Origin of the sequence: Paenibacillus sp. FSL M8-0212 (genome assembly GCF_038004645.1) — a bacterium.
Classification (GTDB): domain Bacteria; phylum Bacillota; class Bacilli; order Paenibacillales; family Paenibacillaceae; genus Paenibacillus.
Window position 1 is genome coordinate 3,547,672 of sequence record NZ_JBBORP010000001.1, and the last position, 13,558, is coordinate 3,561,229.

Consider the following 13,558-nt stretch of genomic DNA (forward strand, 5'->3'; position numbering starts at 1 on the left):
TGAACAGCTTACGTTTGAACCTTGGGTCAGCGGGTAATGATTCGAAGAGACGATTCGATAATAAGGGAGCTGTGAAATATGGGACGTTATGTACAAGTGGAACCAAATGTAAAAGTATATGTTGAAGATATTGGCGAAGGAACCCCGGTTGTCTTTTTGCACGGCTGGCCTGTTAATTATAAAATGTTTGAATACCAATTGAACGTACTGCCGAACCATGGCATTCGTGCCATCGCGATAGATTTTAGAGGATATGGCTTATCGGATAAGCCATCCACAGGATATGATTATGATCGCATGGCAGACGATGTTCGTGCCGTTATTGATGATCTGGAGCTGAAAGACGCGGTACTCGCAGGATTCTCTATGGGTGGAGCGATCGCAGTACATTACATGGCTCGCCATAAGGGACATGGCGTCTCCAAGCTGGCCTTGTTATCTGCGGCAACACCTGTGTTCACACAGCGTGAAGGTTATCCGTATGGATTGACTCCAGAGCAGCTGAACGAGCAGATCATTGAGCCGATCTTTGCAGATCGTCCGAAGTTGCTGGAGACGTTTGGCGGCATGTTCTTTGCGAAGAAACACAGTCAGCCATTCATGGATTGGTTCCACGCCCTCGGCATGGAAGCTTCATCTTATGGTACCATTCGCAGTGCAATGGCGTTGCGGGATGAGGACTTGCGAGGTGACCTGAGTTCCATTCAAGTGCCAACAGCCATTTTGCACGGGAAAAAAGATGAGATCTGTCCGTTTGAGTTCGCCGAGCAGATGCACCAAGGCATCGCTTCGTCTCAGCTGATTGCTTTTGAAGAGAGCGGTCATGGTGCATTCTATGATGAATTGGAAAAATTCAATTCGGAATTGATTCGTTTCATCCAATCCTGATCAGGATAGGGCGTAATGCCTCTGACAGGCGATCCCAGTAATTTCATGGAATCTTCATTTGTGGCTAAACAAAGAACCCGGTCGACAGTCTTGTACTGTTCGCTCGGGTTCTTTAGTCTTCAATTAAAACAGTTCGGTCAGACCAATCATTGTGATGAGTCCGAGCAAAAAGGACATCGTCGCCACACGTGCATTGCCATCGCCGTGACTCTCGGGAATAAGTTCCTTGTAAACAATAAACATCATCGCACCAGCTGCAAAGGCCAGACCATAAGGCACAAGACCAGCTACGAGACTGCTCAAGGTGTAACCAATCATAGCTGTAATAATCTCTACCGCTCCGGTCAGGGTGGCAATACCCAGTGCTTTGAAGCGGCCAATGTTCTGGTTCACAAGAAAGAGGGCCACCAGGAATCCTTCCGGCGCATTCTGCAATCCGATGGAAAAGGCAATGAGATTGCCCAGGTTCTCATCCGAGCTTGCATAGCTAACGCCAACGGATAACCCTTCTGGCAGGTTATGCATGGTGATGGCTGCAATAATCATGAAGGCTTTGGTTTCAATTTTAAAAGGCATTTTCTCGGGATTCTCCAGATCGACGTGTGGGATCTTCATCTCCAGCACTAGTAGAACCAGGCTACCAAGCATAATACCAAATGCAAGTACAAAGAGATTTGATTGGCCAAGCGCTTCGGGAATGAGATTATACACCGAGGCCGAGGTCATAATGCCTGCGGCGTATGCCAGCAAGATATCACGCAGACGGTGCGATATTTTGCGCATAAATAGAATCGGTACGGCCCCTAGGCCGGTAGACATGGCTGATATAAAACTGCCAATGAGTGCATCGTTCATGCTTCCATTTTCCCTCCTGATGAAGACTTCTTCATAATCGCTGCCGAGCATTGACACCGTACATAAAAGAGATCATAATGAACAACAGATTAGAATGATTATAAATTAGAATTCCGTTTCTGCATAGGGCCATTGTCATATCACAGGCAGGTCTTGTGGACATGATGTGGGCTTTTCGTTCTAGTGTATGCAAAAGCCTAAGCTTTTGATGCCGGAGGGTCTAACCTTTTTGCAGAACCCGGGGGAGGAACTATACATGTATAAATCAATTATTATTGGAACAGGCCCTGCAGGGCTGACAGCAGCAATCTATCTGGCACGTGCCAACTTGAACCCACTCGTTATTGAAGGACCACAACCTGGTGGCCAACTGACAACAACGACTGAAGTGGAGAACTTCCCAGGTTTCCCTGATGGTATTATGGGTCCTGAACTGATGGACAACATGCGTAAACAAGCTGAGCGCTTCGGTGCTGAATTCCGTACAGGCTGGGTGAACAACATCGACATGAGCGAGCGTCCATTCAAGATTCAAGTTGAAGGTATGGGTGAACTCGTATCTGAAACATTGATCCTGTCTACAGGCGCATCTGCTAAATACCTCGGTATTCCTGGAGAAGAAACGAATGTGGGCCGTGGTGTCAGCACATGTGCAACATGTGATGGATTCTTCTTCCGTAACAAAGAAATCATCGTCATCGGCGGTGGCGACTCTGCCCTTGAGGAAGCAAGTTTCCTGTCCCGTTTCGGTTCCAAAGTAACACTGGTACACCGTCGTGAAGAACTGCGTGGCTCCAAAATCATGCAGGATCGTGCACGCAGCAACGAAAAAGTAGAAATGGCTTTGAACCGTACACCACTCGAAGTACTTGCTGGCGACAACGGCGTAACCGGATTGAAAGTGTTGAACAACGAAACAGGTGAAGAAGAAGTGATTCCGGCAAGCGGCGTATTCGTAGCTATTGGTCACACACCAAACACTGGATTCCTTGGCGGACAGATCACTACGGACGAACATGGCTATATCCTGACTACACCAGGTACATCCGAGACAAACATCCCAGGCGTATTTGCATGTGGTGACGTACAGGATACACGTTACAAACAAGCGATTACAGCTGCAGGTAGCGGATGTATGGCTGCCATGGACACAGAGAAATACATTGAGAGCTTGGAGCACAGCGCAGTTGTTCTGTAATAGAATGAGCTTATTCCAACCAAACTATAGATTAATATAAAACCATATGAGGTGAATTAAACATGGAAAACGTAATTGTATATACATCAACCAACTGCCCGAACTGCAAATCCGTAAAAACGTTCCTGGCTGACAAAGGTATCTCTTATGAAGAGCGCAACATCGAAACTAGCGATGAATTTGCACAACAAGTATGGGACATGGGTGTACGTGCCGTGCCATTGACTGTAATTGGTGAACACCGCATTCTGGGTATGAACAAAACTCAATTTGCCAAAGCATTGGACGCTTAAATCAGGCTTATTATGTGAATTATCATGTGTTGAAAGAAATTTTCGATTCATATGCAATTCCGGTTTTCGCGAGCCGTTAGGATATAGAAAGAACCGTACCCGGAAGGGTACGGTTTTTTGTGCGTTTTCTATGAGTGGATCGGATGAATTGGTATCTGGTCACAAGCAGCATTCGCAATTGTCCGATGTACAGAAGTGCGATATCATTTTCTTAAGTCGCAGAGCATAATTGAGGTGAACAAGCAGCATGATTATAGATCAGGAGGAGCATTTTCGCTTCTGGGAACAGGCAATTATACGAGATATCCATGCTCACATACTAGTTAAAACAACTGGAATTAAGGCCATTATAATAATAACTGACATTACTTTTTTTTTAGTTCGGGATTTGATCATTAGTTTTCGTGAGGTATACCAATCTCCGAAATTATAAAATCTAGAATGAATAAGAAAAGTCATCAAGCAATTGATTACAAAGAATATCAAAACATAATCTTTTGGATTAACACCCATTATAGGGTAAACATGCAGTTCTATACCCCATAGTAGGGTTATACCAATAAAATAAAGGATAGAACAAAGTATAAAATCAAACAGGAATCCAGATGTCTGTTTGAGCATATTAAAGCTCCTCTCTGATCAAGTGGTAAAAATAATATTAATTTCTAATTATCAATAATTTTATATTGAAAAAGTAAAAAAATATACTGGTTTGACTACTTTTGTTCCGTTAACTAGGATTAAAGAGTAAGTCAAAAAACTCCATTGCTTATCTTTTGCAGAGGTCAGATCTCAAAACAACGTAAACGTATTAAATATATAGGTACTCAATCTAGAATATCGTTTATATGATTGAAGAACGATTTAAAGAAAGTTCGAGTTGTCCTTAATTCAGCATCGATGTTAAGAATGGGCAAAAATATGTAGAAAAATCCCCTTGCGTCCGTAATTCAGAGTACATGATAACGTGTACCCATGAATAACTGCGAAAGGGGATTTTGCATGAAAACAAATAATTACATCTAGAAAAAAATACTCATGAAAGTCTGAAATACAACATACACCAGCAATCCTGACAGCATGTACATGAAACCAGCCTTCTTTTTGCTCTGGAACAATCGGAGTATGCCAAGGCTGAACAGGGGCGCAAGCACAATCAGGAACAGGAGGACGGTGACAAACATTTGCGCCGAGATATCTGAAGTATCCACGTAGGTCACGCTTTTTTTCACTCCGTTTCGTTATCGGAATTAACACAGCTTGATTCACATAGCCATGACAAAAATCACATAACCCCATTATACATCTGGATTTCTTTAACAAAAAGGGAGGAAATGGGGCGAAATGATGTCAATTTTCGTCTGTTATTAGACAGACACCCTGATTTTTCCTAGAAACTGGGAAATCGCAGAGTAAGCGGCACCAACACGGGTGGAACGGCTGCCCAGAGCTGCCCATTCAATCTGCAAACTGCGGCGGTGATAAGGTAATGTACGTTCCTCGACAACCTGTTTTAACGACGTTTCAATCCAGGGACCTGCTTCAGAAAGCGGACCACCAATGATAATACGTTCCGGGTTGAAACTGTTAACGATGTTGGTTATGCCAATCCCCAGTTTGCGTCCAATCGTGTTGTATAATTCCTGAACAGTATCGTGGCCTTGCTCCGCATGATGAATAAGCTCTCGTGTGGTATGAGCAGGTAATTTTAGCTGATGGTCCGGGTGCTCGTAGGCTTTTTCCGATGCGTATAACTCCCAGCAACCACGATTACCACAGGAGCAGGGCAGACCTTCCGCTTCAATGGACATATGGCCTGTTTCCCCTGCGTAGCCCCACGCGCCTTTGTATAATTCACCATCTACCATGATGCCTGAACCAATCCCCATGCCTGCACTGATGTAGATCATGTGACGGACACCGATACCTGCCCCAAAATTCAACTCTCCATGAGCACCAGCATTGGCTTCATTATCGATCGTTACAGGCAGTTCAAATTCTTCTTCAAGCATCGAGCGCAGAGCTACCTTCTCCCACCCCAGGTTGGGTGCAAACAGGACCGTTCCTGCCTCATCCACCATGCCGGGCACGCCGATACCGATGCCAATGACACCGTGAGGGGAAGCAGGAGCTGCTTCAATGAGCTGTTTTGCTGCCAATTTCAATTGCTCTAGTACAGAGGACACGTCATGATGTTCCAAGGTCACTGCGTACTCTGTAATGATGTGTCCTTCCAGATCTGTAAGCACGCCTTTCAAGTGGGTCACACTGAGTTCCAGACCGACTGCATAGCCTGATGTCCCTCGAAACAGCAGCATAAGTGGTTTACGTCCGCCGCTGGATTCCCCAGGGCCGATCTCCTGCACCAGGTCATCACTGATCAGATCAGCAACCAGGTTGGATACCGTTGCTTTGTTCAGCCCCGTAACCTCGGACACTCGTGCGCGAGAAAGAGGGGCATGGCGCCGGATCGTATCCAGAACGATCGACTTGTTTATTTTTTTGACCAGCATCTGGTCTCCGGTAATTTTCATATGGTTAAGGCACTCCTATTCTTCTGATAAAAGGGTTCTGACCCACATCCGAAACAAGTTATTCGACTATTATAGCGTAAACAAACATGTAAAAAACAATTTTATTTTACTTTGTTTAACCAATAGACAAAGTAAATTCGATGTGATAGGATAACGGTGTAAACGATTTCTTAAAACTATTGAGGAGGCATTTTACACATGGCCTATTTTGAATCCGTTAATAAAATTGCATTTGAAGGTAAAGATTCCAAGAATCCTTTTGCTTTTAAACATTATAATCCGGAAGAAGTGGTAGCCGGCAAATCGATGGAAGAACATTTCCGTTTCGGCATGGCTTACTGGCATACATTAACTGCAGGCGGCAGTGACCCGTTCGGTGCGGAGACAGCTGTTCGTTCGTGGGATAAATACTCGGGTCTGGACCTCGCGAAAGTACGCGTGGAAGCGGCATTTGAATTTTTGGAAAAAATGAATCTGCCGTTCTTCTGTTTCCACGATGTGGACATTGCACCAGAAGGCAACAACCTGCGTGAGTTCTACAGCAACATTGATACCATTGTTGATCTGATTGAAGATCATATGAAATCCAGTGGCAAAAAACTGCTCTGGAACACGGCGAACATGTTCTCGAACCCACGCTTCATGTTTGGTGCAGCATCCACTTGCAACGCAGACGTGTATGCTCACGCTGCAGCACAGATCAAAAAAGGTTTGGAAGTTGGTAAACGCCTGGGCGCTGAAAACTATGTCTTCTGGGGCGGTCGTGAAGGTTACGACACATTGTTGAACACAGACATGCAACTGGAGCAAGACAACATTGCTCGCATGTTCCACATGGCTGTAGACTACGCGAAGGAAATTGGCTTTGACGCACAATTCCTGATCGAGCCTAAACCAAAAGAGCCAACGAAACACCAATATGATTATGATGCAGCAACTTCCATTGCTTTCTTGCAAAAATACGGTTTGGACAAACACTTCAAACTTAACCTGGAAGCGAACCATGCTACACTGGCTGGTCACACATTTGATCACGAAATCCGTGTTGCTCGTACAAACGGTATGCTCGGTTCCCTCGATGCGAACCAAGGCGATATGTTGATCGGTTGGGATACAGATGAGTTCCCGGTTGATATGTACGATGCTACGTTGACAATGTATGAAGTATTGAAAAACGGCGGTATCGGCCGCGGTGGTGTGAACTTTGACGCAAAAGTACGTCGTGGTTCCTTCGAAGCTGACGATCTGTTCCTGGCACACATCGCAGGTATGGACACGTATGCAAAAGGTCTGAAAGTAGCAGCGAAGTTGATTGAAGATCGCGTGTTCGATGACTTCATCGAAAAACGTTACAGCAGCTTCAGCGAAGGTATCGGTGCAGATGTGGTTGCAGGTAAAGCAACACTTGCTTCCCTTGCTGAGTATGCACTCAACAACGAAAGCCCACGCAAAAACCAATCCGGACGTCAGGAATTGCTGAGAGCACAACTCAACCAGTACATCCTGGCTGACTAATATAGGATAGGCAGGGTGGGGGCATGTCGACCACCGATGGTTACTCAACTCATATGTGTTGGACATTAGTGTCCAAACTAGCCTATGCACAAGATTAGCTTGTACCATGGAACGCCTGAACAAGCATGACATTCGGACCGTCCCCGACTTTCCCTTGGGAAGACGGGGGCGGTTTTTTGATTAAACAAATAACGCGTTTTTTAAATTTTTGATATAAATGTTTGTCTAAGATGGTACATGCAGAACGAAGTGAGCAGAAAGGACCCAAGGAAGCGGAGCGTTCGCTAAGAGCTTTCTGAAAGAAAGCTGGCTTCGGAAGCATAGGCTTATCCCCGGATTTCACCCTTGCTAAAGGGTATGCAGGAAATCCGGGAGTAACGGCGATCTGAGGGTTTTCTGATCACGAAGTGACCACATGAGCATCAAGGTTTCATTTATAATCAATGATGAATCAAGGTCATTGGATCAATCTTTCTGTTATAAGAACGAGTACGTTTTAGTCGTTTCATATCCATGTGTGTCCAGGATCATGCATGCAAAACGGAGTGAGCAGAAAGGACCCGAGGAAGCGGAGCGTGCGCATTTATCCCCGGATTTCACCCTTGCTAAAGGGTATAAAGGAAATCCGGGGGTAACGGCGATCCAAGGGTTTTCTGATCACGGAGTGACTTTCATGCGTACTTGGATCTTTCGCGGATATAACCTGTGATAAACGAGAGGAGTTAACCTATGAGTTACGTAATTGGTGTCGATCTGGGAACCAGCGCGGTTAAAACCGTGTTGGTCAATCGTGAAGGGAAAGTGGCATTTGAAGCATCCGAGGCATACCCGTTGTACCAGCCCAAAGCCGGATACAGTGAACAAAATCCCGAAGATTGGGTAGAGCAAACCATTGTTTCCTTGCGTAAATTGCTCGAAGTGTCTGGCGTGCAGCCTTCGGAAATCGAGGGATTGAGCTTCTCCGGTCAAATGCATGGACTGGTTTTGGTGGATGCTGAAGGTAAACCGCTGCGTAACGCAATCCTGTGGAACGATACACGCACAACGGCTCAGTGCCGCCGTATCGAAAAAGTACTGGATGGCAAGCTGTTAAGTATTGCCCGGAACCGTGCACTGGAAGGATTCACCTTGCCGAAAATTCTGTGGGTTCAGGAGAACGAGCCTGAATTGTTACAGCAAGCATCTTTGTTCTTGTTGCCAAAAGACTATGTGCGTTATCGCCTGACCGGGGATTACGCTATGGATTATTCGGATGCAGCGGGTACCTTGCTGCTGGACGTTGCAGGCAAACAGTGGAGTAAAGAGATTGCAGAAGCATTCGAGCTGCCAATCTCCCTTTGTCCACGTCTTGTGGAATCGTTTGAGGAAGTGGGCACGTTGCTTCCTGAGATTGCGGATCAAACGGGTCTGGCGGCTGCGACGAAAGTATATGCAGGTGGTGCGGATAATGCTTGTGGTGCCATTGGCGCAGGCATTCTGAGTGAAGGACAGACGATGTGCAGCATCGGAACGTCCGGGGTTGTGCTTTCCTACGAAGAGCGTAAAGATCTCGACTTCGAAGGCAAAGTACACTTTTTTAACCATGGAGAGAAAGATGCCTTCTATATTATGGGCGTAACGCTTGCCGCAGGATACAGCCTGTCCTGGTTTAAGGATACGTTTGCAGCGGACAAATCGTTTGATGTGCTCTTGCAGGGCATTGATCAGGTTCCGGCGGGCAGCAACGGATTGTTGTTCACACCATATATCGTTGGGGAGCGTACACCTCATCCGGATGCGAATATCCGTGGCAGCTTCATCGGTATGGATGCAGGACACAAGCTGGAGCACTTTGGACGTGCGGTGATGGAGGGCATTACCTTCTCGCTGCGCGAGTCCATTGATATTCTGCGTGGTGCAGGCAAAACCGTCAATGAAGTCATCTCCATTGGTGGCGGTGCCAAGAACGAAGCCTGGTTGCAAATGCAGGCGGATGTCTTTAACGCTACGATTGTGAAGCTAGAGAGCGAACAGGGTCCTGCGATGGGTGCAGCAATGCTGGCTGCCTATGGCTGTGGCTGGTTCTCGTCCTTGCAGGAATGCGCAACAGCGTTTATTCGCCCAGCGAAGTCCTATGAGCCAAACCCGGAAACGGTTGCCGTCTATGATGGACTGTTCGCACTGTATCAGGAAGTTTATGGACAGACACGTAGTCTCAATGATCGTTTGGCTGAATACCGTTAATTCATTTATTTCACTACATTAATCTTATGATTACATTTAAAAGCATCCGCGAAGGCGGGTGCTTTTTTGTCGTTTATTAAGATTAACCCCATGAAAGGTTTCCTTGTCCTGCATATCTGCATTCCGGCTCTGCATAGATTGAGAATAGAGGATTGTGATCCGTCCAGGCATCGTGTGTCGGACATTTTAATAGGTAGAAGCTTGAGCATGGGGGTGAAGCTTTGGATGGACATGAGGAACATGGAAGACCACATATTACCTTGTCGATGATCGTTCGTAATGAAGAGAATCGTTATCTCAGGCAGGCACTGGAGAGACATCGTTCCTGGATCGATCGCGCAGTAATCATTGATGATGGAAGCACGGATGGAACGGTCGCGCTGTGCAGGGAACTTCTGGACGGTATTCCACTCGTATTAGTGGAGAACGCTGCTTCACGTTTTGCAGACGAGGTAAGCCTGAGAAAACAACAATGGGAAGAGACGGTGGCGACCAATCCGGAGTGGATTTTGAATCTGGATGCGGATGAGATTCTAACCAGTGACTTTGGGGTGGTACGGGATCTGCTGCTCAGTGGCAATGAAGATGCGATCTATTTCAGATTGTTTGATATGTGGAGTGAAACGCATTACCGAGAAGATGAGTTCTGGCAGGCGCATGCCTATTATCGGCCATTTCTGATTCGTTATCACCCGGGGATGAACTATGAATGGAAGGAGACACCCCAGCATTGTGGTCGTTTTCCGTTAACGATCCAGCATTGGTCCTATGGATGTCATGCTCCCCGGGTGAAGCACTATGGTTGGGCGCGGGAAGAAGACCGCATCCGCAAATATGAACGCTATCAAGCACTGGACCCTGAAGCAAGATACGGTTGGAAGGAACAGTATGAATCGATATTGGATCAAGAGCCACGACTGTTGGCATGGTTCGAATAAGGAGAGGGGGAGTGAGCACGTTGAAGAAAGACCCGTTACGTAAATCGCAAGAAGAATTCAAACCTCAAGCAGAGCCGAATTCCCAAGAGAAAGAGAATCAGAAAGAGAGCCAGATTAATCATCGACCGTCCAGTCGTTCTGATAAATCGCTGGAAACCCGCCAATCGGAAAAGCTTGAAGAACTTTGCCAGGAAAGAATACTGATCGCCAGCCCGGTTCGCCAGACAACTCCGGTGCTCCGTGAATTTCTGGATTCTCTGCATGCACTGGAACGAACAACAGTGAAGACGGATTATCTGTTTGTTGACGATAACGTGGAAGAAGCCGCATCGAATATATTGCATGAATTTGTGCTTCAGCATGAAGGGACGGTTATTCAAGCAGATGAACATGGCAGTGGTAGTTCTGACAACAAAGGGGTATACACCAAGGATGAGGGAGGACACTATTGGCAGGATGAGCAGATTTGGCGTGTAGCCGGCTTGAAAAATCGCATATTGCAATATGCACGCGACAATCACTACGATGCGGTTTTCCTGATTGATTCTGACTTGGTGCTACATCCGCGGACGCTGGAGCAACTTATATCGAGTGGCAAAGACATTGTATCCAATATCTTTTGGACCCGCTGGCAGCCGGATGCCAGGGAAATGCCGCAGGTATGGCTGCAGGATGAGTATGCTCTGTATCGCCGCGGTGGCAAAACAGTAGACGGAACCGAGGCGGAAGACGAGGGCACGCAAACGACTGCTTTTCTAAATCAGCTGCGGATCCCGGGTTGTTATGAAGTTGGAGGGCTAGGGGCATGTACCCTTATTCGCAAAAATGTTCTGGCAGCAGGAGTTTCGTATGACCAGATTCCCAATGTATCCTTCTGGGGCGAAGATCGTCATTTCTGCATCCGTGCTCAGGCACTGGGTTTTCGTTTGTTCGTCGATACTCATTTCCCTGCGTACCACATCTATCGATTGTCCGAACTGCCGGGGGTATCTGCCTTTAATCGTAGGGCGAGACGAGGTGAGGAGACGATCAGTATTACCCTGTGTATGATTGTGAAAAATGAAGAAGCTTCCCTCGCCAGATGTCTGGACTCAGTCAATGGTATTGCCGATGAGATTGTAATCGTGGATACCGGATCAACGGATCGTACCCGTCAGATTGCTTCCAGATATACGGATCGTATCGTTGATTTTGAATGGGTGGATGACTTTGCAGCAGCACGCAACTTTGCCTTCGATCAGGCGAAGAGTGAATATATTCTGTGGCTTGATGCTGACGATGTGTTCGAACCGGAAGATCGTGCGAAACTGATCGCCTTGAAACGTTCGCTGGACCCGGATGTGGATAGTGTCACGATGGATTACAATCTGTCATTCACGGCAGATGGCAAAGTATCCTATAGTCTGCGCCGGAATCGCCTGGTACGTCGGGATCGGCAATTTCGCTGGATTGGCGCGGTTCATGAATATCTGGCTGTAGCGGGTAATCTGCTGCATAGTGATATAGCGGTTACCCACAAGAAAGATAAGGAGTATACGGATCGGAATCTGCGGATCTATCGCAAAAGGGAACAGGCCGGAGAAGAATTAGGGCCGCGTGACTTGTACTATTTCGGTAATGAACTGAAGGACCATGGACAGCATGAGGATGCGGTGAAGTACTATGAAAAGTTTCTGGATACCGGGCTCGGCTGGGTGGAAGATCAGATCGCTGCTTGCCAGAAAATTGCGGATTGTGAAGCTGCACTTGAACATCCGGAACAGGAAGTCACCGCGTTGTTCCGATCATTTGCCTATGATTTGCCAAGAGCCGAGATTTGCTGTCGATTGGGTGGTTATTTTGCCGACCGTGAAGATTATCGCAAGGCCCTGTTCTGGTACGAACAGGCGACTCGTGCTGTACGTCCTAACGATCCTATGGTGGTGCTGAATGAAGCAGCCTGGACCTGGATGCCGCATCTGCAACTATGTGTGTGTTATGACCGGATGGGTAACCGTGCCAAGGCCCGGGAACATAATGATATCGCACTCGCCTATCATCCAACACATCCAAGCATGTTATATAACGATCGATACTTTAAAGATTTGGAGAAGGATAACGTGTTGGAAAACGCTTAGTATTTTCGGTTGAAATGCTGCCTCTTTTGTGGAGTTTAATGGGTGAATTAATCCCGTTTTCCATGAAGAGGTTTTTTTGCGTTATGATAAAAATACTTCATAGTGTCCGTGGAACACTCATTCACTTCAGAAATGGATTAATGTATTTCATCCAGGGGAGGATATGCTTTACAATAATGAATAACGGAAAAGCGGTGACCATGATTGCCTGTCTTCGGCTGCCGAATTGATGAAGCAAGGGGAACTGGATATGAATCTCACGGAAGTATTATTGGAATCGAGGTTGGTCGCGATTGTGCGCGGTATCAGCCGTGAAGCGGCAGTAACAGCTGGACAAGGTATGACAAGTGGTGGAATCCGACTGATGGAAGTCACACTGAACACATCTGGAGCACATGATATTATTGCAGACTGGCGGGAGCGGCATGAAGGTAAGGCCTATATTGGAGCTGGTACAGTACTGAATGTGCAGATGGCCAAAGAAGCGGTCGCCGCAGGAGCACAATTTCTGGTGTCCCCTAATGTCGATCTGTCTGTAATTGAATATGCTGTAGAACATGGTGTCGAGATCTGGCCTGGAGCCATGACACCTACTGAGATTGTTGCTGCCCATGAAGCGGGAGCACGTGTTGTGAAGCTGTTTCCGATGGCGAGCCTGGGTATACCCTATTTGCGGGAAATTAAAGCTCCGCTGAACCATATCCCGCTGTTGGCAACAGGCGGTGCCACTCTGGAGAATATTGCTGACTACTATGCAGCAGGCGCTGCTGCAGTAGGACTGGGAAGTGCACTTTTACCACGAGAAGCTCTTGTAACAGGAGATCATGAGCAGATTGCAGCTTGTGCACAGAAGTTTGTGGAAGCAGCTAAAGTATAGGCTCCAGTGTCAGATGAGGGATATGTATATTTGGGTATATATATGAAGGTGCCTTTAGATTAATTGTTGGATCAATTGTTATCATAAAAACCGATGTCGTTTAACGTGCCGTTCACTCTA

11 protein-coding genes are annotated in these 13,558 nt (G+C 46.6%); 8 read left to right on the forward strand and 3 right to left on the reverse strand.

Annotated features, from left to right (window positions below):
* The first annotated feature begins 78 nt into the window (after positions 1–78).
* On the forward strand, positions 79–888 hold the full coding sequence (locus MKX68_RS15630; protein WP_340912785.1) for an alpha/beta fold hydrolase: 810 nt from the start codon (positions 79–81) through the stop codon (positions 886–888).
* A gap of 123 nt (positions 889–1,011) precedes the next feature.
* On the opposite strand, the gene MKX68_RS15635 is transcribed toward MKX68_RS15630, so the two are convergent.
* Positions 1,012–1,743, reverse strand: a complete 732-nt coding sequence (locus tag MKX68_RS15635) for a ZIP family metal transporter (RefSeq protein ID WP_036606933.1) — start codon at positions 1,741–1,743, stop codon at positions 1,012–1,014.
* A gap of 256 nt (positions 1,744–1,999) precedes the next feature.
* On the opposite strand from MKX68_RS15635, the gene trxB reads away from it, so the two are divergent.
* Both trxB and MKX68_RS15645 read left to right on the forward strand, forming a co-directional pair.
* Positions 2,000–2,941, forward strand: a complete 942-nt coding sequence (gene trxB / locus MKX68_RS15640; RefSeq protein ID WP_036668032.1) for a thioredoxin-disulfide reductase — start codon at positions 2,000–2,002, stop codon at positions 2,939–2,941.
* Between the two features lie 62 nt (positions 2,942–3,003).
* Complete coding sequence (locus MKX68_RS15645; protein WP_036668031.1) at positions 3,004–3,234, forward strand: glutaredoxin family protein; 231 nt, start codon at positions 3,004–3,006, stop codon at positions 3,232–3,234.
* A 1,022-nt stretch (positions 3,235–4,256) separates the two neighbouring features.
* Here the strand turns inward: MKX68_RS15645 and MKX68_RS15650 are convergent.
* Positions 4,257–4,454 carry a hypothetical protein gene (locus MKX68_RS15650; protein WP_017692236.1) on the reverse strand — a complete coding sequence of 66 codons (198 nt, stop codon included), beginning with the start codon at positions 4,452–4,454 and terminating at the stop codon, positions 4,257–4,259.
* A 147-nt stretch (positions 4,455–4,601) separates the two neighbouring features.
* Positions 4,602–5,768 (reverse strand): ROK family transcriptional regulator, encoded by a 1,167-nt coding sequence (locus MKX68_RS15655; RefSeq protein WP_036668027.1) that lies wholly within the window; start codon positions 5,766–5,768, stop codon positions 4,602–4,604.
* A 198-nt stretch (positions 5,769–5,966) separates the two neighbouring features.
* Here MKX68_RS15655 and xylA point away from each other — a divergent pair, with 198 nt between their 5' ends.
* The 5 genes from xylA to MKX68_RS15680 all read left to right on the forward strand — a co-directional run bounded on the left by xylA (position 5,967) and on the right by MKX68_RS15680 (position 13,438).
* Complete coding sequence (gene xylA / locus MKX68_RS15660) at positions 5,967–7,283, forward strand: xylose isomerase (protein WP_036606941.1); 1,317 nt, start codon at positions 5,967–5,969, stop codon at positions 7,281–7,283.
* A gap of 729 nt (positions 7,284–8,012) precedes the next feature.
* Positions 8,013–9,506 carry a xylulokinase gene (gene xylB, locus MKX68_RS15665; RefSeq protein WP_338588562.1) on the forward strand — a complete coding sequence of 498 codons (1,494 nt, stop codon included), beginning with the start codon at positions 8,013–8,015 and terminating at the stop codon, positions 9,504–9,506.
* A gap of 221 nt (positions 9,507–9,727) precedes the next feature.
* On the forward strand, positions 9,728–10,444 hold the full coding sequence (locus MKX68_RS15670; RefSeq protein ID WP_338588561.1) for a glycosyltransferase family 2 protein: 717 nt from the start codon (positions 9,728–9,730) through the stop codon (positions 10,442–10,444).
* Between the two features lie 1,046 nt (positions 10,445–11,490).
* Complete coding sequence (locus tag MKX68_RS28705) at positions 11,491–12,561, forward strand: glycosyltransferase (protein ID WP_445671120.1); 1,071 nt, start codon at positions 11,491–11,493, stop codon at positions 12,559–12,561.
* Positions 12,562–12,811: 250 nt separating this feature from the next.
* On the forward strand, positions 12,812–13,438 hold the full coding sequence (locus MKX68_RS15680) for a bifunctional 4-hydroxy-2-oxoglutarate aldolase/2-dehydro-3-deoxy-phosphogluconate aldolase (RefSeq protein WP_340915398.1): 627 nt from the start codon (positions 12,812–12,814) through the stop codon (positions 13,436–13,438).
* Positions 13,439–13,558: the final 120 nt, after the last annotated feature.

Excerpts from the sequence above, each read along its gene's own strand:
- MKX68_RS15655 (WP_036668027.1), bottom strand. The coding sequence starts at position 5,768 with ATGAAAATTACCGGAGACCAGATGCTGGTCAAAAAAATAAACAAGTCG.
- xylA (WP_036606941.1), top strand. The coding sequence starts at position 5,967 with ATGGCCTATTTTGAATCCGTTAATAAAATTGCATTTGAAGGTAAAGAT.
- MKX68_RS28705 (WP_445671120.1), top strand. The coding sequence starts at position 11,491 with ATGATTGTGAAAAATGAAGAAGCTTCCCTCGCCAGATGTCTGGACTCA.
- MKX68_RS15680 (WP_340915398.1), top strand. The coding sequence starts at position 12,812 with ATGAATCTCACGGAAGTATTATTGGAATCGAGGTTGGTCGCGATTGTG.
- MKX68_RS15645 (WP_036668031.1), top strand. The coding sequence starts at position 3,004 with ATGGAAAACGTAATTGTATATACATCAACCAACTGCCCGAACTGCAAA.
- xylB (WP_338588562.1), top strand. The coding sequence starts at position 8,013 with ATGAGTTACGTAATTGGTGTCGATCTGGGAACCAGCGCGGTTAAAACC.
- MKX68_RS15635 (WP_036606933.1), bottom strand. The coding sequence starts at position 1,743 with ATGAACGATGCACTCATTGGCAGTTTTATATCAGCCATGTCTACCGGC.
- MKX68_RS15630 (WP_340912785.1), top strand. The coding sequence starts at position 79 with ATGGGACGTTATGTACAAGTGGAACCAAATGTAAAAGTATATGTTGAA.
- trxB (WP_036668032.1), top strand. The coding sequence starts at position 2,000 with ATGTATAAATCAATTATTATTGGAACAGGCCCTGCAGGGCTGACAGCA.